Below are 22,357 nucleotides of genomic sequence, written 5' to 3'. Positions count from 1 at the left end.
AAAGCCCATCTTTCGATGAGCTTTTTCGTGTTTCTCCAGGGGGAGGTAATCACCAACAAATCCCGGAGCAAGTGGAACAATGTTATTGCCCAAGCCAGACCAAGTCAAGGAGTTGCCCAGTGCCCGTCTGCGCCGCCGATGCTCAAGCTGTCGAATCAGCGCTCTCCAAAGAACGGTTGAGCACGTATGTTCGTACGCTGAAGACGTCCAACACCCGGCATGCGTTGTCGTTGTACGCATGGAACGCGAAGATTTCCGGTGCGTTCATGCTCCCTCAACAAATATGCGAAGTGGCGGTCCGCAACGCGGCATCCGAAGTCCTGGGTCAGGTTTATGGGCCCCAGTGGCCCTGGTCGATCAGTTTTGAGCGGAGCCTGCCAGATCCCCATTCTGGATTCAGTATGCGCAAGGAAATGGAGTCAGCACGGAGCAAGGCGCGTTCGCGCAACGCAGGTGCAGTCATCCCGGAATTGAAATTCGCATTCTGGGGCAAGCTTTTCACGCACAGGTTTGATGATCGCTTGTGGTTGCCTCACCTACTGACGTCATTCCCTGGCCTGCCTGCCGGCAGGAGCCCCGCACACTGCCGACAAATGATTTTTGACGCATTGGAAGGCGTTAGAAAAATCCGAAATCGGATTGCCCACCACGAGCCCATTTTTGCCAGGAGCCTGGTTGCCGACCTGGAGCGGATGATAAATCTTGTTTCGTGGAGATGCCCTAGAACCGCTGCATGGCTGAGCAAAATCGAAGGCGTCAGTGCCTTGCTCAGCCAGCGTCCTTAACGAGTGACCTATGACGCACAGTTGGCCGTCACGGCCTTCATGTTCTTTTCCAGATTTTTCAGGCTGTACTCTTCAAGCTGAAAATTGAACCCGTTCTTGTTGTTCAGACGCTCCGGACGCAGCATCGCGGGGTTGCCGTCAATATCGAACAGCCTGGCGAGATGGTGCACGTCCACTTTTCGCTCGGTCATGTTATCGAAATGTCGAACAACTTCGCCCAGCGGTATGGGCCGTTCGGCCTGACGGCTCATCCAGTCCTCAAGACGCAGGGGACGGGTGGCCCCATCGCCCAGATCGGATTGATAGAGAAAGGCATCGCGCTGGGGTTTGTTGCTCGCCGGCAGATCGATGACATAGGCGTGCCCCATGGCCTCGTCGTTGACCCGGAGAATGAAGTTCCTGTCTGCTGGCAATGACGCCAGTTGCTGCTTCAACTGCGACAAGGACAGGGGTCGACCGTGTTCGAAGCTGTAGCTGCGCTGGCTGCTGTCCAGAAACAGCTTCATCACGTTATTCGCGGTCACTCCGCAAACAGGCGCATTGAAGCGCTTGCTGCTGCCCAACATGGCTTCCACGTCCTGCTTCGAGCAGCCCCAATCCTTCGCCGTCTGCTCGATATTACGGTCGATCGCCGCGAGAATTTCCCCGGGATTCTTGTAATGAATCGGCACCTCGTTGTTATCGCTGTTGAGCAAGGCGTTGGCCTTGATATTTTGCGCGGTCATCCTGGCGAAATGCTGCAGGTGCCTTGTCGACGGGTTGTTGACCGGCTGGGCCGCGGTCGAGGTTGATACCCTGGCAACCGCGTTGCTGTCGTTCGTCCGTGATTGCAGGCGTGGATCTGGCTGACTCGGGCGCAATGAGTTGAGGTAATTTCTCATGGTGGGTGTCCTGGCTGATAGTCCGGACACAGTGAGTGAACGGACAGGCCATTCCGGTTCCACGGGAAAAGCGTCCGGTCAGCGCGTCAATCCCAACCGCTCATGCCACTCGGCGATGGATTCCTCGGGATAACCCTCGAACTGCTTGTCGCCTGGTCGCACGTCGACCTCGACCCAGGGTGCCTTCGAATCCAGCAGCAGGTGCGTGTGCTCGGGGGGCACCGGCAGCGGTGTGTCGATGGCCGAGGCAAAGGGGTGGATCAGTTCCGGCCATTCGGGGCTGAACAACCACAGCGCGCTGCCGCACTCCTTGCAGAAATGCCGCTCGGCGCTGCTGCGATGGCTGCGGGACTCGCCCTCGCCTTTCATCTTCGCGTGGTAGATAGCGATGTGCGGGCGCCCCCTGACTTTCAGCGTCGTCGCGTCGCCACCGAGGTTGATCGCGTAACCGCCACCGCCCTGGGTCTTGCGACAGATCGAGCAATAGCAGCGCTGGTAGGGATAAGGGTGCGCGCTGGTAAGACTGAACGTTACCGCGCCGCAATGGCAGGATCCTTCGAGCAGCATGGTCTTCCCTCCTGTATTGGCCTGATGATTCGAGCCCGGCCACGCCGGAAAGTGCAATGAATTTGCAGGTCATCGCGCCAGCCCGCGCCGCACGGCAGCTTTCCTATACTCAATCTTCAAGGGTTCGCCTCGAAGAGAGATGATATGAAGCATGCTGAAGTTCTGATCGTGGGCGCCGGCCCCACCGGTCTGGTCCTGGCGCTCTGGCTGAGCAGACAGGGAATTGCCGTGCGGATCATCGACAAGACCGCCGAACCGGGCACCACCTCCCGTGCCCTGGCCGTGCAGGCGCGAACCCTGGAACTGTATCGGCAACTGGACCTCAGCGATGCCGTGATCGAGCATGGCCACAAGGTGCCGGCCGTCAATTTCTGGGTCAAGGGCGAACAGGCCGCCCGTCTGTCGCTGGCCGACATCGGCCAGGGCCTGACGCCCTACTCGTTCATGGAGATCTTTCCCCAGGACCAGCACGAGCGGCTGTTGGTCGAGCGGCTCGCGGCCCTTGGCGTGACGGTCGAACGCAGCACCGAACTGCTGGGGTTCGCCGATATCGGCAATGGCGTCAGCGCCCAGTTGCGCGGCGCCGATGGCACCGAGGAAAGCCTGCAGGTCGCTTACCTGGCCGGCTGCGACGGTGCCCGCTCGACCGTGCGCAAGGCCCTGGATATCGGCTATCCCGGCGGCACCTACCAGCAGATTTTCTATGTCGCCGATGTCCAGGCCTCGGGCCCGGCGATCAATGGCGAACTGCATGTGGACCTCGACGACGCAGACTTCCTCGCGGTCTTTCCCCTGGCTGGCGAGGGGCGTGCCCGGCTGATCGGCACGGTGCGCGATGAACGGGCCGAGGCATCCCATACCCTGCGCTTCGAGGACGTCAGCTCGCGGGCCATCGAACATATGGGGCTTGAGGTCGAGCAGGTGAACTGGTTTTCCAGCTATCGGGTGCATCATCGGGTGGCCGACAGCTTCCGTTCCGGGCGGGTGTTCCTTCTGGGCGACGCCGCTCACGTGCACAGCCCGGCCGGCGGCCAGGGCATGAATACCGGGATCGGCGACGCGATCAACCTGGCCTGGAAGCTCGCGGCGGTCCTGCGCAACAAGGCCGAGGCGCGCTTGCTCGGCACCTACGAGACCGAGCGCATCGGCTTTGCCCGGCGCCTGGTCGCCACCACCGACCGGGCCTTCAGCTTTGCCACGGCCGATGGCTGGATCGCCAATCTGGTGCGCACACGCCTGGCGCCCCTGGTCGTGTCCCGGGTGGCCTCGCTGGAGGCGGCCCGCGAATTCCTGTTTCGCACGGTGTCGCAGATCACCCTGAACTACCGGGGCATGCCCTTGAGCATGGGCATCGCCGGCGAGATCCAGGGCGGCGACCGCCTGCCCTGGGCAGCGGATGCCGAGGATGACAACTTTGATTCCCTGATGTACATCGGCTGGCAGGTGCATGTGTACGGCAGCGCCAGCAGCGTGCTGAGCCAGTGGTGCGGCGAGCGGCTGATGCCCCTGCACGTCTTCGAGTGGCGAGCCGTCCATGAAAACGCCGGACTGGTGCGCAATGCCATCTACCTGTTGCGGCCGGACAGCTACATTGCCCTCGCCGAGCCGCTGGGCAGCCCGGGCGGGATCGAGCGTTACTTCGAGGAGCGCGGGATCCGCTACCCCTGATCAGCCGCCCTTGGCCACCAGCGTGGCGAGCAGCTCGGCGCGACGAAAACGATCGGCGCTTTCCTTCGCCAGCAGTTGCGGCAGCAACTCCCGAGCTTGCTGCGGAGCCAGGATAAACACGCCATCGTCGTCACCGATGGCGATGTCGCCGGGCCGGACCTGCACCTCGCCCACCCGGACCGGTTGATTGAGTTCTCCCGCCTGCCCCAGGCTGCGGGTGGTCAGCGCGCTGGCGCCGCGACTGAAGATCGGCAGACGGTGCTCGCGCAGGGCTGCGACATCCGTCACCGGACCGGCCACGACCACCCCGGCCAGGCCCTTGATCAGCCCGGCCAGGGTGCGCAGTTCCCCCCAGCAGGCGCAGTCGGGATCACCGACGCATTCGATCACCAGCACATCACCCGGCTCGCTGCACAGCAAGGCCTCACGCAGGATGCTGCCATCGGGGGTGAAGACCTTGGCCGTCAGCACATTGCCGACCATCCGGATGCCCTCGAACAATGGCCTGATCCCCCTCAAGTAACCGGCGTCGACCAGGTGCCCGACCGTTGAAGAAGAGATGCCCTTGAGTTGATCGAGCAGCGCTGCGTCGAGCGCTTGCCGACGCGGGGCGATCCGTGGGTTCAGCGACATTTCCTGGGCCTCAACAAGGGACAGGTGGAGCAGTATTCCACCGGGTTGCTCGCCTCGTAGTAGAAACAGCAGGTACGGCGGAAACGGATGCTTTTGCCCTCGGTGTCTTTTCCCTCGGGAGCAAGCAGCGTGGGCGGTCGGCGAAAGTGCCGCAGCGGGTTGTAGTCGAGGCCGAACAGTGCCGGTTCGGCCTCGTTGAGCAGCCAGTGGAAATCCGCCTCATGGCGCTGGCGTACCAACGGATCCTCGACCTTGGCCATGCGTTTTTCGTACAGCGAATACACGCGTACGGCGGTGTTTTCCCAGAGGATCCGTCGGGAAATCCCACTGACCTGATAGAAGGTCTGCCACAGCGGCTGGAGCAGCCCGGCGAACAGGCTGGCGACAATCGACTCGCGCCAGGCCTCGCGTTCCCCCGGTGCACAGGTGAGCGGCGAGATCGCGTTCAGCGACATGGACGAAGTCCAGAGCCCGTTGTCATGGGCGTATTCGACCTCGCAATTGTCCGGCGACAGCAGCAGGCCCTTGTCATAGACGGACATGGCGTACAGGCAGGCGCCGGTGCTGAGGAAGGAGAAACGCTTGGCCAGCAGCGAAGCGGTGATCGCCAGCGTCGGCGAACCGATCACCGGCCCCAGCGCCTGCAGCAGGCGCTCGCAGGTCTCGGGGTCGAGCAGTGCCCGCGCCGCCAGCGAACGCGGATCGCACTGCTGCGCCGACCTGAGTCGCAACGCCCCGGACAGCAGCGCCCACTCCTCCTCGGTGAAAACCGCCGGCTGTGTCATTGCGGCAGTTCCCGACCGAAGGGAATGCACAACGGTGTGCCGAAGAACGGATCGCTGATGATCCGGCAGTTGAGATTGAACACCTGCTTGACCAGCGTCTCGCTGAGAATGTCCTGGGGCCGGCCCTGGGCAAACGCCGTGCGCTGGTGCACCGCGACCATATGATCGGCGTAGCGGCAGGCCAGGTTGAGGTCGTGCAGCACCATGACGATGGTCTTGCCTTCCTGGCGGTTGAGGTCGCGCAACAGGTCCAGCACTTCGATCTGGTGCGCCAGGTCGAGAAAGGTCGTCGGCTCGTCGAGCAGCACGATGTCGGTGTCCTGGGCCAGGGTCATGGCGATCCAGGCGCGCTGGCGCTGGCCGCCGGACAAGGCATCCACCGGCCGCTCGGCCAGGGCCTGCATGCCGGTCTGCTGCAGGGCGCGCTCGACCATCGCCTCATCCTGCAGCGACCACTGCTGCATCCAGTTCTGGTAAGGATAACGTCCCAGCGCCACCAGTTGCCGCACGCTGATGCCCTCGGGCGCGCTGGGCATCTGCGGCAGGATCGCCAGTTCGCGCGCCACCGCCGCCGTGGATTTCTGGTGGATGTCCGTGCCGTTGAGAATCACCCTGCCCTGCTGCGGCTTGAGCAGCCGGGCGAAGGACTTGAGCAGGGTACTCTTGCCGCAGCCGTTGCTGCCGATCAGTACCGAGACCTGGCCCTGGGGCAGTTGCAGGTCAAGGTCGTCGATAATCAACTGACGCTGGTAGCTCAGGGTCAGGCCCTGGGCCGTAATGGATGCCATCTGCAATTCCTTAGCGCTACTCATCGGTTAGTGCCGCTGATTGATCAAAAGATACAGAAAAAACGGTGTGCCCAGCACCGCGACAAAAATCCCCGCAGGCAAGTCCAGCGGTAGGAACAAGGTACGGCCGACCAGGTCGGCGAGCATCACCAGGTTGGCGCCCACCAGGGCGGCCATCACTGCCTGACCGGCGAATCCGGGGGCTACCAGGCGCTTGGCGATATGTGGCGCGATCAGCCCGACAAAGGCAATCGCCCCGCCCCAGGCGACGGCGGCACCGGCCAGCGCGACGCTGACCAGCAACAGGCCGGCGCGCAGCCACTGCACGCGCACGCCGATGCCCTGGGCCAGGTCGTCATCCAGTTGCTGTACCCGCACCTGTCGGGCCAGCCATACCAGCAGCGGCAGGATCGCCAGCAGCCACAGCGCCAGTGCCCGGGGCTCCGGCCAGCTGGCACCGTAGACACTGCCCGTCAGCCAGACATAGGCCGACAGGGTGGTGGTCAACGGGCTGAACACCAGCAGGAAGGTGGTCACCGCCGTCAGCAGCGCGGAGATGCCGACGCCGATCAGCACCAGGCGCAACGGCGAAGTGCCCTGCTTCCAGGCCAGCAGGTAGATCGCCAGGGCGGCGCAGCCGGCGCCGGCCATGGCGGCCAGCGGCAGGAACCGCGAGCCCAGGGCCACGGAGAAGAACGACAGGTAGAGCACCGCCGCCGCGCTGGCGCCGCTGGTGATACCCAGCAGGTCCGGCGAGGCCAGCGGGTTGCGGATGATGCTTTGCAGGATCAGCCCGGACACCGCCAGCGCCGAGCCCACCAGCGCCGCCAGGACCAGGCGCGGCAGGCGCAGTTGCTCGACGATAAAGGTCAGGCTGGAGTCCCCCGCCCCGGCCAGCACACTCAACACCGTCTGCGGTGACAGGTTGACCTTGCCCACCGCCAGCGCCCCCAGCATGACCAGCAGGGTCAGCAGCAGCGCCAGGGCCAGGCGTCCCAGGGTGGAGAGGTTGAACTGCCGGGAAAAAGCGCCGCGCCGCAACGTCAGGTACTTATCCATAACGTGCACCTCGACGGGCCAGGGCAATGAAGAACGGTGCGCCGAACAGCGCGGTCATCACCCCCACCGGCACCTCCTGCGGCAGGATCACCACCCTGGCCAGGGTGTCGGCCAGCAACAGCAGGGTCGCCCCCAGCAGCGCACAGCCCGGCAGCAACCAGCGATGATCGATGGACAGCCCCTTGCGTACCATGTGCGGCACCAGCAGGCCGATAAAACCGATGCTGCCCGCCAGTGCCACCGCGCTGCCGGCCAGGCCGATGATCAGGATGCTCATCAACAGGCGGATCAGCCCGGTGCGCTGCCCCAGCCCCGTGGCGATGGCTTCGCCGGCGTTGAGCACATTGACCTGCCCGGCCAGCAGCCACGCGCCGAGCAAGGCCAGCAGCACGCCGATCAGCAGCGGCGCGGCCATCGCCAGGTCGCGCTCGGACAGCGAGCCCGCCAGCCAGAACAGCACCGTATCCAGGCCCTCCTCGTTGACCACCAGCAAGGCCTGGCTGAAGGCGGAAAACAGCGCGGTGATCGCCGCGCCCGCCAGCACGATGCGCAGCGGGTTGAGGCTGCCCTGCCCGCGGTTGCCGATCAGCCACACCAGCGCTCCCGCCAGGGCCGCGCCGATAAAGGCGCACCACAGCCACTGGTGCATCGACGACAAGGCGAAAAACGACGAGCCCAGGATGATCGCAAAGGTTGCCCCGGCATTCACCCCGAACAACCCCGGCGACGCCAGCGGGTTGCGCGTCAGTGCCTGCATCAGCGCCCCCGCCACCGCCAGGCTTGCGCCCACGGCGACGGCCATGAGGGTACGCGTCAGCCGGGTGCTGACGATCAGTTGCTGGCCCGCGCTCAAGGTATCCGGCTGCGTCAGCCCTGCGAACAGTTGCGACGGTTCGATCCAGGTGGCGCCCGCCGCCAGGCTCAGGACGCAGGACACCAGCATGACCAGCAACGCCAGCATCAGTTTCGACAGACGACTCATGAAGACGCCACCACGCGCTCGATGTCGTCGAGCATCAGGTTGGCCCCCAGGATGCCTCCCGAGAAGCTCCAGGCGATGGCATCGACCCGCCAGACCTGCTCCTGCCGGGCCGCACGCATCTGCTGCCAGAACGGGTAATGCACCAGGCGCTCATAGTTGCGCTGCACAGAGGGGCTGTCGGCGCGCTGGAAAACGAAAAACAGGTCGGCATCGACCACGGGCAAGCTCTCTTTGCTGGTGAGTTTGATATAGGTGCCATGGGCCTGGCGGGCGACCGGGTTCCAGGCGAAGCCCAGTTCCGTGAGCACCGAGCCGGCGAAACTGCCCGGCAGGTAGCTGCGCACATGATCTTCGCGCACATCCAGCACCGAGACCGTGAGCGGCCAGCGCCCGGCGAACTTCGCCTGCAGTTGCTCGCGCAGGCGCAGCACTCGCTGCTGCCATTGGCCCAGCAGGCTTGTGGCCTGTTGCTGGCGATGCAACGCGGCGCCCATCATTGCCAGGGTCCGCTTGAATTCGAAGACTTCTTCGAGCATCACCAGCGTGCCGATCCGCTCCAGCAGTGGCGCGATACGCTGGTGGCGAAAGCGCGACGCGACGATCACGTCCGGCTTGAGCAGGACGATGTCCTCCAGGCTCGGCTGGGTTTCCAGACCGACATGGGACACCGTCGCCAACGCCGGACGCAAGTAGCGGAAGGTCGGTTTCTCGGTCGGCGAATCCACCACGCCAACGGGCGTCAGCCCCAGGGCCACGGCGCTGTCGGTCGCGCCCTGGAACAGGGTGATCACCCGCACGCCGTCGGCGCGGGCCAGCGCAGGCAGGGCCAGCAGGCCCAGGGACAGGCGCAACACCGTGCGCCTGGAAGGTGACAGGAAAGGCTCAGGCTTCACGGCGCAACCTGTGGAACGGATTGACCACTTCGCCCTTGCCGAACGGCATGCTGCCCGGCCCACCGGCCCGCTCGATCATCGGCGTCAGCAACAGCTTCTGCGGCCAACGCGGCACGTCGAACAGGCGGTGCCTGATCATCGCCCGCGCCTCGTCGTCGAAGTCGATGGTGGTGATCAGCTCCTCGAGAACATCGCGCAACACCGTCCACAACGCCGTCACCGGCACCGCGTAGACCTGCGCCAGGGTGTCCATGATCGCCCGCACGTTGACCTGGATGCCCAGGGTCTGCAGCCAGAACAGCAGGTCTTCGGGACGCTCGTGATACAGCGTGTTGGCATGGCCCTTCTTGATCCGGTAGACCGGGTCGGCCATGCCGTTGCGCTCCAGCCAGGGCACGTAGATGCGCAGCGAATCATGGTCGCGCAGCAACAGGCCCTGGGCCTGGCCGGCCTTCCACACCAGTACCGCGTTCTGCCCGTGCACCTCGCCGAGCATGCCGATGCGGAACATGCGCAGGTTGATATCGAAGAAGCTGTGGCCCAGCTCGCGGAACAGGCTCAGTACCGAAGCCTGGTTACGCGGCAACTGGCGATAGTCCATCCACTCGTCGAAGAAGTGCCGGTTGCTGCCGGGCAACGGTGTGCCCAGCGCGGCCATCGGCAGCAGGCGGCAATCGGGGTCGTCGAGCAAGGCCGCCGGGTAGCCGCGCACCATCGCCGAGAGGTGCCGTGGCGCTTCGTCGAACAGGGTCGCCTCGGGTGGCATGAAGGCCCACCACTTGCTCTCGTCGCACAGGTACAGCGAGCGTGCCAGGCTGGCGTCCTTGTCCAGGGCCTGGCGCAACAGCCGCTCGCTCAGGCCACCGTTGATCATCTTCACCGCCGGCAGGTAACGGGACGCACCGAGGGAATGGATCGCCATGGGCAGCTTGAGGTAGTCGGCACTCGGGAAGCATGGCGTCATCGAGCGCAGGGACGAGGTGGCGAACACCGTCGCTGCCTGGAACGCCAGGCGGCGGCAGTCACCCCTGGCGAATGCAGCGCCCAGTTGCTTTTCCAGCACATGCTCGAACTGCCAGGGATGGACCGGCAGCGCGACGTGGCTGCCGTCGATCCCCAGCGCCTGCAACTCCTGCTCCAGTTGCGCCTGCAATGGCGCCGGCAACAGATAACGCGATGGCAGGGACTGATCGATATCCCCCACCCCTTCACCGCATTGCAGCAAGGCCTTGGCCACCGCCACCCAGTTCAGCACCACGGGTTGGGCGAACTCGGCCTGATAACGTCGGTACTCGGCCTCGTCGAGGCCCTGCTTGGCCTTGGCCAGGGGGTGATACGGGCGGTCGCGCAACGATGCCCACTGCTCCATGGTCCTGAAGAAGGTCGCTCCGTCCTGTGCCATGAGGCCCTGGTCGTCGACCTGGTGGTCCAGCGACAAGGCCGTCTGCCAGACACTGATGTGCAACACGTCGAGGAACAGCGCCAGACCTTTTTCGTTGTCCTGGAAACGTGGCGCCATGCCGGCGAACACACGCTTCATGAAATCCTCGGGCGACAGGCGGGTCCAGGATTCGCCCTGTCGGGCCAGCACCGGCGTACCCGGGACCTTCTCCCATTGCTGGGTGATGCCGGGCCGCAGGGCAATGCTGATGAAGCGCTGTTCCGGCGCATCGCAGCACCACTCCCAGATGCGCTGCCCGGGACTGGCGGCATCGAGCAGCGGCGCCTGCGGATGGGCCAGTTGCCAATGGGCGGTGTCCACCAGGTTCAGCGGCTGATCACCAAAGAAGTCTTCCGCCAGCAGGCAATCGATCAGGTCCTGCATCACGATATCGGCGGCGAGTGCGGTGAAGTTCATCGGGTTATTTTCCTTCTGAAGAAACAGTGGTCAGGCGAGACTGCAAGGCGCGAAAGGCAATGCCACGCTCGTCGCCCAGGACAAAGGCGTTGACCCCGCGCCCGCGCCAGCGGGCCGCGTCGCCGGGTTGCCGTGGAATGGTGCAGTACGCCACCCCGGCGGCCTTGGCCGCCTGCCAGGTGTCGAGCAGGGCCTGCTGCACTGCGGGCTGGTCGATCTGCCAGGGCATGCCCAGGGATTGCGACAGGTCGGCCGCGCCCTCGAGGAGCATGTCCAGCCCCGGTACGGCGGCGATCTCGGCGGCACGCCGCACGCCCTCGGCGCTTTCGATCATCGCCACCAGCAGGATCTGTTGGTTGGCCGCTTCGACGTACCGCGCCAGGCTGTGCTTGCCGAACGAACCGGGACGCCCGGCATTGAGGCTGCGCCGCCCCAGCGGGTGGTACTTGCACGCGGCGATGGCCGCGGCCAGTTGCACCGGGCATTCGACCATCGGCAGGACGATGCCCTGGGCACCGCCATCGAGCAGGCGCAACAGGGTCTTCGGATCGAGGTCGGCGACCCGCACCAACGGTGTCAGGTCATAGGCTTCCGCCGTGCGAATCATGTGCTCGACAGTTTCCGGATTGATCAGCACGTGTTCCATGTCGATGATCACGAAGTCGAAACCGGCCTCGGCGATCAGTTCGATGGCCGCCGGTGACGGAATCGAACTGATCAGCCCATGCACCACCTCACCCGCGCCGAGCTTTTGCTTGAGCTGGTTGGTTCTCAGCATGGCTGTGGCCTGTGGGCATGCAACGGGTTGGGCACCGAGCGGAAGCGACGCTCGCCGTCACCCAGCAGGCGGCGTTTGGTCAGTTCCTCGACCTCGTAGCTCGGCGCGAACACATCGAACAGGTCGAAGCGCTCGCGGTGCTGGGGATGGGCATCCTGGTAGGCCAGGATCACCTCGGCGGTCATCTGCCAGAACAGCGCTTCGTCCAGTTGATACTGCTGGCGCAGGAAGATCGCCATCTCCGTCAGGCAGATGAAAAAGAAACAGTCGCAGGAGAAATCACGGACCGCATTGACGTCGTCGGTGACGATGAATGAATTGCGGTTGAGCTTGGCGTGGCTGGCCGGCAACGGCACCAGGGTCGGGCACAGCTCGGGGCGCCCCAGATGCGCCGGCGAGTAACGCACGCCGTCGTGGAAGTCTTTCAAGGCAATGCGTTGCGGCCAGCCCTGCTTGACGATCAACACGATGTTCTGGCCATGGGACTCCATCCCGATCCCTTCGGCGTAGAGCATATGGATGATCGGCGGCACCGTGACCTCCAGCAACCGCCGCGTCCATTCCCGCAGGCCGTACTGGCTGATCCAGGCATCGATAAAGGGCGACTGCCGGCCTTCGCCATAGCGGTTTTCGACATGGCTCAGGCCGTTGAACGGCACGGCCTGTTCGTCGGCCTTGAGGTACTGGTGCAGGCTCTCGCGCCAGATCGCGCCGAGGGTGCCGTAGGTTTGCGGTCCACGGGACTCGGGCAGATGGTCGTAGTCGAAGCTGACGCCGGCGACTTCGCCGAGGATGACGAAATCCAGCTCGCGGGCGGTACGATCGCTGGCAATCAGTTGCTGCAACCAGTCGGTGATGATCGGCCCATTCATCACCGTGTGCCGGGCCAGGATGCGCGTGCTGGAAGTGTTGGTCATGCTCATCGCGAGCTTGACGTAAGGCCGTTCCCTGGCGCTGGCATTGGCCAGGGTACGGATCGACTGCTGGGCCTTGTAGAGGTTGTCCGAGGTGCCCAGGTAGACCAGTTCGCCGCTGAGCAGCTCGGGGTAGAACGCCGAGACAAGGGTGTTATCCCATTGCCAGGGGTGTACCGGCATCAGCTGGTAGTCGTCGATGGAACGGCCCTGGCTGGCGAGAGTGCGGCTCATCAGGTCCCAGCGCGCGGCGCCGAGCTCCTCGCGGACAAAGGCCTGGAAGTCCAGGGTACGGGAATGATTGACCGCCGCCCGGGAGCGGGCCACCGCCAGCCACACCACGGCGATGGGCATGGCGAACTCCGGGCCGTACTGGACATTGTCCGCCAGGGAAAAACCGATACGCGACTTGTAGCACGGGTGGTAGCTGTGGGCGTCCATGAAGTGCTGCTCCAGGGCATCCACATCCAGCTCATGGGCGGGTCGGTCGGCCTGGTAGCCCTGGCTGCGGGCCTGCAGGTCCTTGAGCTGGGTCTGCTCCAGTTCATGGATGAAACGCGCCAGGTGCGGGCTGTCGCGAAATTCGCCAAGCCATTCCGCCAGGGCCTGGTGCAAGCTCGGCGTGCTGCTCCGACCCTCGCTGTCCACGCGCTCCAGGCTGGCATGATCGAGGCGGATCACTTCGAAACTGGCACTGAGCAGGCCGTCGCAACGGTACTCCACCGCGGCCCCGCCGGCATCCCGGCCGGTCACGCTGAAACGATGGCGGCCAGCGCCCAGGGAATCCTGTCGATAAGGCAGCACCGCTTCATACAAGAGAGTCTGCAGCAGCTGCCCCACCACCCGCCGCTGCACGCGTTCCGCGCAGCGGGCATCGACCGTGGCCAGCCAGGCAGCGGTGGCCGGGGTGCGCATACGCGGTGTTGCCGATTCGAAAGTCGTCATGTCCATACCTTGTCGAAAGAGAAACTATCGGTGTTCGACGGTGGCGGGCGAAGCCTCGACCGTCTCGTCGTGAAGGGGGAAGCGCCAGGCACAGGGCAATGCCAGCAGGATCAGTACGCCGGTGGCGGCAAACACTTCGCTGATGGCCGAAGCCGTGGCCGCCTGCCCTCCCGCGCCCAGGCGCCACTCCAGCCAGAGCGAGGCGATGACAATCGCCAGGGACGCCACCAGGCGCCGGGAGATGTTGTTCATCGCCGCGCCCTGGGTGACCATCGGTTCGGGCAGGGCATTGAGCCCGGCGGTGGTCACCGGCATGTACGACAGCCCCAGGCCGGCCCCGCGCACCATCATCAGCGCGAACACCACGGCGATGCTCGCATCGGCCTTGAGCATGCCCAGGGCCAGGGTCGAGATACCGGTCAGCAGCAACCCGAGCGCCACCACCGTGCGCGGACCATGACGGTCCAGGGCCTTGCCGCCCCACTGGCCGAACAGGCTGGCGAACGCCGCCGTGCACAGCAGTGCCAGGCCGGTCCAGATGGCGCTGTAGCCCAGCACGATCTGCACCAGCAGCGGCAGCAGCACCAGGCACTCGAACATGCCGACCGACTGCACCACGGCAATGATCACGCTCAGGCGATAGCCACGCAGGGCGAAGATCCGCAGGTTGAGCAAGGGCGCCTTGCGGCTCAATTCCACCCGGACAAAGGCCACCAGGCACAGCACCCCCACCAGCAACAGCCCGAGGTTGAGCGGATCGAAGAGTGTCGCGGCATGGCGCAGGCGGCTGATGGAGACCATCAACAGGCCGATACCCGAGGCGATCAGCAGATAGCCGGCGAGGTCGAACGGCTGACGCTCGCCAGGTTCCGAATCCGGCAGCACGGCGATGCCCAGGACCAGCGCCAGCAGGCCGACCGGCACGTTCATCAGGAACAGCGAACGCCAGCTGAACCACTCCAGCAACAGGCTGCCGCACAGGGGCCCGAGCGCCGGGGCGAGCATCACCGCCGCGCTCCACAGCCCGGTGACCCGCCCGCGCTCCGGCTTGGCATAGACCGCGAAGATGATCGCCAGCGACAAGGGGATCATCAGCCCGCTGGCAATGCCCTGCACCACCCGCGCGGCGATCACCAGGGCAATCGAATTGGCCAGCGCACCGAGCAGCGAAGCTCCGACAAACAGCGCCACGCCCCACAGGTACAGGCGCTTGCGTCCCAGCCGCTGGCTGAGAAAGCTGGTCAGCGGCATGGTCATGCCCATGCTGGTCATGAACCCGGCGACGATCCACGTCGCCAGCAACGGGCCGATGCCGAAGACACTCATGAACGCCGGCAGCGCCGGGTTGAGCGAGCTGTTGCTGAGGCTCACCGTGAGTGTCCCCAGCAACACATTGATCACCACCCAGTGCCGTGGCACTTCGCGCCTCACTGCCACTGGCCGGCTCCTCGCAGCAGTTCGCCGTTGTCCACGAAATGCTGTGGCGGCCTGGGGTGGCAGAGAAAATCCGCATGGGAGATGTTGTAGCCGTACGCCCCGGCCAACGGCAGCACCAGCAGATCGCCGACCGCGACGCCCCTGAACGGCTGGCGGCGGCTGAGGACATCCTTGGGCGTGCACAACTGGCCGACCACGGTGCACAGCTGCTGCGGCGACGTCGCGGTCGACGGCGTGTTCGGCAGGTGGATCACCGGGTGATCGTGACTTTGCGCGACGGGCAGGCGGAACTGGTGCGTGCCGCCACGACAGACCAGGAAGTGCTCGCCATGGCTGGTCTTGATATCCAGCACTTCGATCACGTAATAGCCGCAGAAGGCACTGATGAAACGTCCGGGCTCGAAGCGCAGTATCGGTGCATCGGGCTGTGCCGCCAGGCGTCGCTCCAGGTAGCGGCACAAGCGTTGCCAGTCGAACCGCTGCCCGCCGAGGTAATCGACGCCGATCCCGCCACCGATATTGAAATGGGTCAGTTGCTCGGGATAGGCCGCCAGCGCCTTCCACTGCGGCCAGCGTTGCAGATAGAAATCGAGCAACTGTTCATGGCGCTCCACCGACAACTGATGGGACATGGCATGCACATGGAAGCCCTTGAGGCTGAGGTGGCTGGCGTTGTCGACGCGTTGCACCGCGAGGGCCAGCTCCGACTCGTCGATACCGAACGGCGTGGCGGTGCCGGCCATGGCCAGCTTGCTCGACAGGGTCGACGGCAACTGCGGGTTGATGCGGATGTACACCGGCTGTACCCGCCCCACCTCGTTGGCCAACCGTTGCAGGCGGGCGATTTCATTGAGGCTTTCCACATGAATGGCTTCGACCTGGTGCTCCAGGGCCGCCCGCAGGTCGGAGTCGAGCTTGCCGGGGCCGGAGAACACATAGGGTTTGCGGGTCGGGCAGGTCATGACCCGCTCGATCTCGCCGCCCGAGGAAATCTCGAAGCCGTGCACCAGCGGGGCCAGGGCCGCCAGCAGCGGCGCCTCGCTGTTGGCCTTGATCGCGTAATACAACTCGACCCCGGCCGGCAATGCCGCCATGACTTCACCGACATGCTCGCGCAGCGCGTCCAGATCGTGGACGAAGGCCGCCAGCGGGTCGCGGCTCAAGGCGCGGGCCTCACCGATCGCCGCCAGCACGGTAGTGGGCAGATCAACCATGGCGCACCTCCGCGGCCCAGGGCGATTGCAGGGTGACGTAGCCGGCCTGGCGATCCGCCTTGGCCGCCAGGCGCACCTTGAGATTGGTCTTGCAGGCAATCGGCTGGCCGGCGATCAGCGCATCGAGTTCCGGCGCCGGAGCCACCAGTTCGTCGCGAATGTCGCGCAACTGCCGTTCGACCCGTTGCCACATCAACGGCGCCAGGTGCGGGCGCTCCCAGCTCAGGGCCAGTACGGCTTCGGACAGGTTGTTGATCAGCAGGCAGTAGGTGATCCGGTTCCAGCCCTGCTCGCGGGTGTAGAGCAACGATTGACGAACCCTTGGGTGCAGGCCGACGTCGATGCCGTTCATACCCAGCTCGTCGGTCAGCTTGACACCTTCGAAGTCACGCAACAGCAACTGCCGCGGGCGGCCCTGGTCATGGATCAGCACCGCGTTCTGCAGGTGCGGCTCCATCACCACGCCATGGTTGAAAAACAGCGCCATGACCGGGCGCAGCAGCAGCCGCTGGTATTGCTCGAACCAGTCCAGCAAGCGGGCGTCATCGGGCGCCTCACCACTGGAGTCCTCGAGGAACTCGTGCACCAGGGGACGCGAATAGATATCGCGGGCAAACAGGGTACCCGCCATGACACTGCACTCGGCACCGGCCAGGCGGCAGAAGTTCTCCCGCAGGATCGCCCCAGTCTGCTCGCGGAACCAGTGGGCGTCGGCTTCATCCGCCTGCACCGGCGCCCAGCTCAGAGAGCCCGGCTCGCTCACGGTCGACAGGCCGCCCAGGCTCTCCGGCCGGGTCTGCTGCAGGCGCTGGAACAACTGGTCGATGATCAGCGTGCTTTCCAGCTCGTACCAGGCATTTTTCCTGACGCAGTTGGTGATGCGCACATTCAGCGAGCCCTTGATGAAATAGTCGTGGCCCTCGATGTACCAGGTGCGCATCGACGCGGTCGGACTGGCCAGCGGCCCGCTGGTGCCGTGATCGACGATCTCGCCCTGCTCCAGCAGCCGCTGCACGCGGCGGTCCTGGCGGAACAGTTGCGCCTGCACCGGGTGCATGCAGAGCAGCGCGTGCCCCGGCCGGGCCCGCGCCTGGTCGGCGAAACCGGCCAGGACCTGGTCCTCGCTCAGGCCATTGGCCGCGATCCGCAGTCCTGCCCGCGGGACTTCGAACAGGTGCAACGCGGTCTGCGCCTGGAACTCCGGCGCATAGGTCTCCTGGGCCAGGTGTGCGGGCCACAGGCGGGCCTTGGGCGCCGGATGGTTGGGGTGGCCGAACCACAGGCCCTGCTCGCTGGCGAGGTAGCCGCTCAGCGGCGCCGGATGCCCGGGCTGCAGATTGTGGGCGACGATGGCGGCCGTCAGTTGCTGGCTTTGCAGGACCTGGTCGAACAGTTCGTCGTTGCTGGCACCAGCCATGTGCTCGCAGGCCGCCAGCAATCGTTCGACGAACCCGGTGAAGTCCGGGCAGTGCCAGTTGCCGTCATCCTGTCGCGCATACACATCGGACAGGTAACGCTGGCTACCCAGGCGATCCTGGCGGTCCACCACGACAAAGAACTGCTGCCGGTCGGGCAGGCTGATGGTCAGGGGAATGCCCTTCCAGTCCAGCCCGTCCAGGTAGCTGCCGGGGGCAATGCCCTGCATGTGGGCCGGCCATTCATAACGCAGGCAGTCTTCAGGGAGGGCGAACTCCTTGATCAGGCAATTGAGCAAGGCACGGGTACTCGCCAACTCGCTGACCATTTTCGCCAGAACAGTGCGATCAGGATTTTTCATAATTGCTCCACAGTGGCCGCAAGGTCACGGACGAGGTGATTTCACGATCAATATCAAGTTGCCGCCCGCGATAAACAAACGAGCAGAAATATCCGCAGGATCATTACTCACCATTCAACAATCCGATAAACATCAGGCAAATCGAAAGTTACGTCACATAGACACTTGTGGCTGACGATCAATCCATTTATTCAAAACAACTATCAAGCCGCCCTTGAACTTTCCACTAGCGGGCTCATGGCACTCGCCCGGATCCTAGGAGCGCAGTTGCAACAAGGCCGCCGCCAACGCCGCCTCAAAACGCTGGATCACCAGGCGGCAGTGTTCTTCATCAATGATCAGGGGCGGCAACAGGCGAATCACATTGCCATTGCGGCCGCCACGCTCCAGCAGCAGGCCCTGCCTGAAACAATGCTGCTGGATCGCCACGGCCAGGTCGGGGGCCATGGGGAAACTGCCCAGGCGATCAGCCGGCAAGCGCTCGTCGACCATCTCGATACCCAGCATCAGACCACGCCCGCGGACCTGGCCGATGGCCGGATACCGTTGCTGCAAGCCTTGCAACTGGTCCTTGAGCCACTGTCCCCGAACCTCGGCCCGGGCCGCGAGGTTCTGCTCGCGCAGTACCTGCAGCGTGGCCAGGCCGGTGGCCATGGCCATCTGATTGCCACGGAAGGTCCCGGCGTGATTGCCCGGCGCCCAGGCATCGAACTGGCGCTTGATGCCCAGTACCGCCAGGGGCAGGCCACCGCCGACCGCCTTGGACATGACAATGATGTCGGGTTCGATCCCGGCGTGCTCGAAGGCGAACATCCTGCCGGTACGGGCAAAGCCGGCCTGCACTTCGTCGAGGATCAGCAGGATGCCGTGCTGGTGGGTTACTTCGCGCAGCGTGCGCAGCCAGCTGGCGGGCGCGCTATTGACCCCGCCCTCGCCCTGCACCGCCTCGACGATCACCGCCGCCGGCAGGGACACGCCGCTTTCGACGTCCTCGATGAACTGGCGGAAGTAGTAGCCCAGCGCCTCGGTCCCCGCCTCGCCACCGATACCCAGCGGGCAGCGGTATTCATGGGGATACGGGAGGAACTGCACGCCCGGCATCAGCGTGGCGATGGCGTTTTTCGGCGCGGTATTGCCGGTCAGCGCCAGGGCACCGTGGGTCATGCCGTGGTAGGCACCGGAGAAACTGATGACGTTGTTGCGCCCGGTGAAGGTCTTGGCCAGCTTCAGCGCCGCCTCCACCGCATCCGCCCCGGACGGCCCGCAGAACTGCAGGCAGTAGTCGCGCCCCTGCCCCGGCAGCAGGCCCAGCAGGGTTTCGCTGAACGCGTCCTTGACCGGCGTGGTCAGGTCGAGGGTGTGCATCGGCATCCCCGAGGACAGGAAGCTGTCGAGCGCCCCCATGATCGCCTCATGGTTATGCCCCAGGGCCAGGGTTCCGGCGCCCGCCAGGCAATCGAGGTAGCGGTTGCCCTCGACATCCGTGACCCACACGCCATGGGCCTTGGCAATGGCCAGCGGCAACTTGCGCGGATAACTGCGAACATTGGATTCAAACTTGCTTTGTCGAACCAGATAATCGGTATTGGTTTTCTGCACGGGATTAGAATGCAACATGCCATCATTGAACATCTGATCATCCTCCGTAAGTTCGAGATGCAAATTATTATCATTGCCAGACAAGTGCAAGTCGTCGATTCAAGTTATTGCGAAATTCATTGATTTTTTTCTGCACACCATAAAACAGACAGGCGCAAAAATACCCAAGTTTTAAAACCCGATAAACTGTCTCGGAGATGCCATGGATATGCCATGCATCTGCAATATGAAAGCAACTTCTAAAGTTATGCCATCAAATCATCAGTCAGCCCGAAAGTTGTCAAAAACAACCCATGTGATAACTCGCCGTTGTTCTTTCCGGGTCGCTTCCAGGCGATCACCGACGGGGAGTGTCCGGGCGCCGATCCCTGGCGCATGGTGGTTGGATCAGAAGCCGACGGTCGCCGAAAGCAGGTAGGTCCTGGGGGTCGCCAGGGTCAGGCCGGGCTCGCTGTCATCCGAGGCACCGGCCGAACTCCAGTAGCGCTTGTCCATCACGTTCTCGACGCTGGCACGCAAGGTGATGGCCTTGTCGTCGAGCTTGAAGGCGTAGCGGGCGCCGACGTCGAAACGCTCCCAGCTGTCGATTTCCTTGCTGTTGGCCTGGTCCAGGTATTGCGAACTGGAGTAGATGCCACGTCCGGTCAGGGTCAGCCCCTGGACGGTCGGGACATCCCATTCGGCGCCCAGGTTGACGTTGTACTCCGGCGTGGCCGGGGCCCGGTTGCCGTCGAAGGCGCCGTTGGTGGTATTGGTCAGCTTGCTGTCGATGTACATGACGCCACCGAGCAGGCGGAAGCCCTTGAGCGGTTCGCCGAACACACTCAACTCCACGCCACGGTTCTGGCGCTTGCCGTTCGGGCCGAACACCTGGGTCTTGGCGTTGGTTTCGTAGGCCGGCTGCTTGATCTGGAACGCCGCGGCGGTCAGGGCGAAGGAGCCCAGGTCATACTTGGCCCCGACCTCGACCTGGCGACTGATGAACGGCGGGAAAATCTCGTCATCGTTGACCGAGGTCGACGGGGCGATCTTGCCCTGGCTCAGGCCTTCCATGTAGTTGGCATACAGCGACAGCTCGTCAGTGGCCTTGAACAGGATGCCGCCCGACGGCGAAATCTTTTCCTCGTCGTAGGAAGTGTCGCCCTTGATGCCATTGGTCCAGTCGTCGACCTTCACCCGCTGCCAGCGGGCCCCCAGGGTCAGCAGCAGACGATCGTCGAAGAAGCCGAGGGTATCGGACAGCGCCACGCCGCTGAAGCGGTTCTCGGTATAGACCTTGTCGTCTAACCGCGTCGGGGTGCCGGGCTCCGGCGTCTGTACCGGGTTGAACAGGTTGCTGTTACCCTGGGCATAACGCGCGCCGCCATTGGTGAAGTCCATGTAGAAGTCGCTGGCGGCCAGGTTGAGCTCATGGCTCACCGAACCGGTATGGAACCAGCTGCGCACCCCGGCCGTGGCGGTACGGACGTTTTCGTCACGGGTGAAGTCCCGCGGCTGGACACTGAAGTTACCGGCGTTGTTACTGACCAGGACCGCATGGCGGAGGAAGTCATGGTTGCTCTGCCGTACCCCCACGCCGCCGTAGAGCATGACCGAGTCGCTCAGATCGTATTCGCCGTTCAGCGTGCCGAAGGTGTCCTTGGTATGGGCCCAGCTCCAGGCCTGCGCATAGTTGCGGCGCACATCGTTGGGGTTCGGGACCTGGGCATTGGGGCCGATCTGTACGCGCTCCTGCGGGGCATCGGTATCGCGCTCGGTGTGGCCGATGTCCGTCGACAGACGCAGGCGCTCGCCACGGAAATCCAGGCCCAGCACAGCCATCTCGCGGTCGACATCCTGGTGATCCCAGGTGGTGTCGCCGGACTGCTTGACGCCGTTGAAGCGGATGCCGAACTTGTTTTCGTCACCGAACCGGCGACCGATGTCCACGGCACCGCCGGTCTGGCTGTCGGAGGCGAAGCTACCGGTGAATTCGGTGATCGGCTTGTCGGTGGCGCGCTTGGGCACCACGTTGATGCCGCCGCCGACGCTGCCCCGTGGCGAGATTCCGTTGATGAGCTGGCTTGGCCCCTTGAGGATATCCACGCGCTCGGCCATTTCCATGTCGATGGTATAGGTCGGCAGGACACCGTAGAGGCCGTTATAGGAGACATCGCTGTTGAACAGGCTGAAGCCGCGGATGGTGAACTGCTCGTAGCGTCCGCCGGCCGGATTGGTGGCACGTACCGACGGGTCGCTGGCGACCAGGTCGCCGAGGGTGCGCGCCTGCAGGTTCTTGACCGCCTCGCTGGTGTAGGTGGTCATGCTGAACGGCGTTTCCATGAAGTCCCGCGAACCGAGCAGGCCCTGCGAGCCCCGACGCGCGACCTGGCCGCCGGCGTAGGCCGGGCTGCCCGTGGAGTCACCGGCACCGAGGATCGAAGTGGTGGGCAACTGCACGCTGCCCCCTTCCGGCGCGGGCACCAGGGTATAGGCCTGCTCTCCCACCGGTTGCAGTTGCAGGCCGGAACCCTGCAGCAAGCGGGCGAAGCCCTCCTGCACATCGTATTCGCCAGACAGGCCGCCACTCTGGCGACCGCTCACCAGCGCCGGGTCCACCGACAGATTGACCCCGGCCAGCCCGGCAAACCGGGTCAACGCCGCGCCGAGGCTGCCGGCCGGAACCTGATAGCTACGGCGTGTGCCGGTGTCCGCCCAGGCGGGCGAAATCAGCAGGGGACTGGTACTGAGGGTCAACACAAGGCCAAAACGCAACAGCGGGCGCAACCGGAAAGGCGATACTGCAGACATGGGA

At 64.4% G+C, this 22,357-nt stretch carries 18 protein-coding genes; 2 read left to right on the top strand and 16 right to left on the bottom strand.

Translation table 11 applies throughout. The features are described from left to right. The first annotated feature begins 119 nt into the window (after positions 1 to 119). A complete protein-coding gene (locus HX881_RS28020; RefSeq protein ID WP_177087728.1) occupies positions 120 to 785 on the top strand; it encodes a hypothetical protein in 666 nt (221 codons plus the stop codon). A gap of 8 nt (positions 786 to 793) precedes the next feature. Here HX881_RS28020 and HX881_RS33070 read toward each other — a convergent pair whose 3' ends face one another. Continuing rightward, complete coding sequence (locus HX881_RS33070) at positions 794 to 1,729, bottom strand: cycle-inhibiting factor (protein ID WP_218171791.1); 936 nt, start codon at positions 1,727 to 1,729, stop codon at positions 794 to 796. 15 nt (positions 1,730 to 1,744) lie between these two features. Further along, on the bottom strand, positions 1,745 to 2,233 hold the full coding sequence (locus HX881_RS28010) for a GFA family protein (protein ID WP_177087726.1): 489 nt from the start codon (positions 2,231 to 2,233) through the stop codon (positions 1,745 to 1,747). Positions 2,234 to 2,377: 144 nt separating this feature from the next. On the opposite strand from HX881_RS28010, the gene HX881_RS28005 reads away from it, so the two are divergent. After that, a complete protein-coding gene (locus HX881_RS28005; protein WP_177087724.1) occupies positions 2,378 to 3,901 on the top strand; it encodes an FAD-dependent monooxygenase in 1,524 nt (507 codons plus the stop codon). Here HX881_RS28005 and HX881_RS28000 read toward each other — a convergent pair whose 3' ends face one another. The 14 genes from HX881_RS28000 to HX881_RS27935 form a co-directional block, all read right to left on the bottom strand. Next, entirely contained in the window at positions 3,902 to 4,534 is a 633-nt protein-coding gene (locus tag HX881_RS28000; RefSeq protein ID WP_177087722.1) for an RraA family protein, read from the bottom strand. It lies immediately after the preceding gene. Further along, positions 4,525 to 5,319, bottom strand: a complete 795-nt coding sequence (locus HX881_RS27995) for an IucA/IucC family C-terminal-domain containing protein (RefSeq protein WP_177087720.1) — start codon at positions 5,317 to 5,319, stop codon at positions 4,525 to 4,527. The genes HX881_RS28000 and HX881_RS27995 overlap by 10 nt, the downstream gene beginning before the upstream one ends. Next, on the bottom strand, positions 5,316 to 6,107 hold the full coding sequence (locus HX881_RS27990) for an ABC transporter ATP-binding protein (protein WP_177087718.1): 792 nt from the start codon (positions 6,105 to 6,107) through the stop codon (positions 5,316 to 5,318). Before HX881_RS27990 ends, HX881_RS27995 begins: the two co-directional genes overlap by 4 nt. Positions 6,108 to 6,134: 27 nt before the next feature. After that, the gene (locus HX881_RS27985; protein ID WP_177087716.1) at positions 6,135 to 7,166 is read right to left on the bottom strand and encodes a FecCD family ABC transporter permease; all 1,032 of its coding nucleotides are present in this window, start codon (positions 7,164 to 7,166) and stop codon (positions 6,135 to 6,137) included. After that, positions 7,159 to 8,148 (bottom strand): FecCD family ABC transporter permease, encoded by a 990-nt coding sequence (locus tag HX881_RS27980; RefSeq protein ID WP_177087714.1) that lies wholly within the window; start codon positions 8,146 to 8,148, stop codon positions 7,159 to 7,161. Before HX881_RS27980 ends, HX881_RS27985 begins: the two co-directional genes overlap by 8 nt. Continuing rightward, positions 8,145 to 9,041: an ABC transporter substrate-binding protein gene (locus HX881_RS27975; RefSeq protein ID WP_177064918.1), complete on the bottom strand. Its 897-nt coding sequence runs from the start codon at positions 9,039 to 9,041 to the stop codon at positions 8,145 to 8,147. The genes HX881_RS27980 and HX881_RS27975 overlap by 4 nt, the downstream gene beginning before the upstream one ends. Beyond that, positions 9,031 to 10,899 (bottom strand): IucA/IucC family protein, encoded by a 1,869-nt coding sequence (locus HX881_RS27970; protein ID WP_177087713.1) that lies wholly within the window; start codon positions 10,897 to 10,899, stop codon positions 9,031 to 9,033. Before HX881_RS27970 ends, HX881_RS27975 begins: the two co-directional genes overlap by 11 nt. A 4-nt stretch (positions 10,900 to 10,903) precedes the next feature. After that, positions 10,904 to 11,677, bottom strand: coding sequence for an HpcH/HpaI aldolase family protein (locus HX881_RS27965; RefSeq protein WP_177087711.1), 774 nt, complete (start codon positions 11,675 to 11,677; stop codon positions 10,904 to 10,906). After that, a complete protein-coding gene (locus HX881_RS27960; protein ID WP_177087709.1) occupies positions 11,671 to 13,536 on the bottom strand; it encodes an IucA/IucC family protein in 1,866 nt (621 codons plus the stop codon). Before HX881_RS27960 ends, HX881_RS27965 begins: the two co-directional genes overlap by 7 nt. A 24-nt stretch (positions 13,537 to 13,560) precedes the next feature. Continuing rightward, a complete protein-coding gene (locus tag HX881_RS27955) occupies positions 13,561 to 14,967 on the bottom strand; it encodes a DHA2 family efflux MFS transporter permease subunit (RefSeq protein WP_177088099.1) in 1,407 nt (468 codons plus the stop codon). Further along, the gene (locus HX881_RS27950; RefSeq protein ID WP_177087707.1) at positions 14,964 to 16,187 is read right to left on the bottom strand and encodes a type III PLP-dependent enzyme; all 1,224 of its coding nucleotides are present in this window, start codon (positions 16,185 to 16,187) and stop codon (positions 14,964 to 14,966) included. Before HX881_RS27950 ends, HX881_RS27955 begins: the two co-directional genes overlap by 4 nt. Then, positions 16,180 to 17,964 (bottom strand): IucA/IucC family protein, encoded by a 1,785-nt coding sequence (locus HX881_RS27945; RefSeq protein ID WP_177087705.1) that lies wholly within the window; start codon positions 17,962 to 17,964, stop codon positions 16,180 to 16,182. Before HX881_RS27945 ends, HX881_RS27950 begins: the two co-directional genes overlap by 8 nt. A 255-nt stretch (positions 17,965 to 18,219) precedes the next feature. Continuing rightward, positions 18,220 to 19,596, bottom strand: a complete 1,377-nt coding sequence (locus HX881_RS27940) for a diaminobutyrate--2-oxoglutarate transaminase (RefSeq protein ID WP_177087703.1) — start codon at positions 19,594 to 19,596, stop codon at positions 18,220 to 18,222. Positions 19,597 to 19,950: 354 nt separating this feature from the next. Then, positions 19,951 to 22,353 (bottom strand): TonB-dependent receptor, encoded by a 2,403-nt coding sequence (locus HX881_RS27935; protein WP_177087701.1) that lies wholly within the window; start codon positions 22,351 to 22,353, stop codon positions 19,951 to 19,953. Positions 22,354 to 22,357: the final 4 nt, after the last annotated feature.

This window comes from Pseudomonas gingeri (genome assembly GCF_013386115.1).
GTDB lineage: Bacteria > Pseudomonadota > Gammaproteobacteria > Pseudomonadales > Pseudomonadaceae > Aquipseudomonas > Aquipseudomonas gingeri.
Note: the sequence above shows the minus strand (reverse complement) of the source record. Positions and strands in the feature narration are given on the sequence as shown.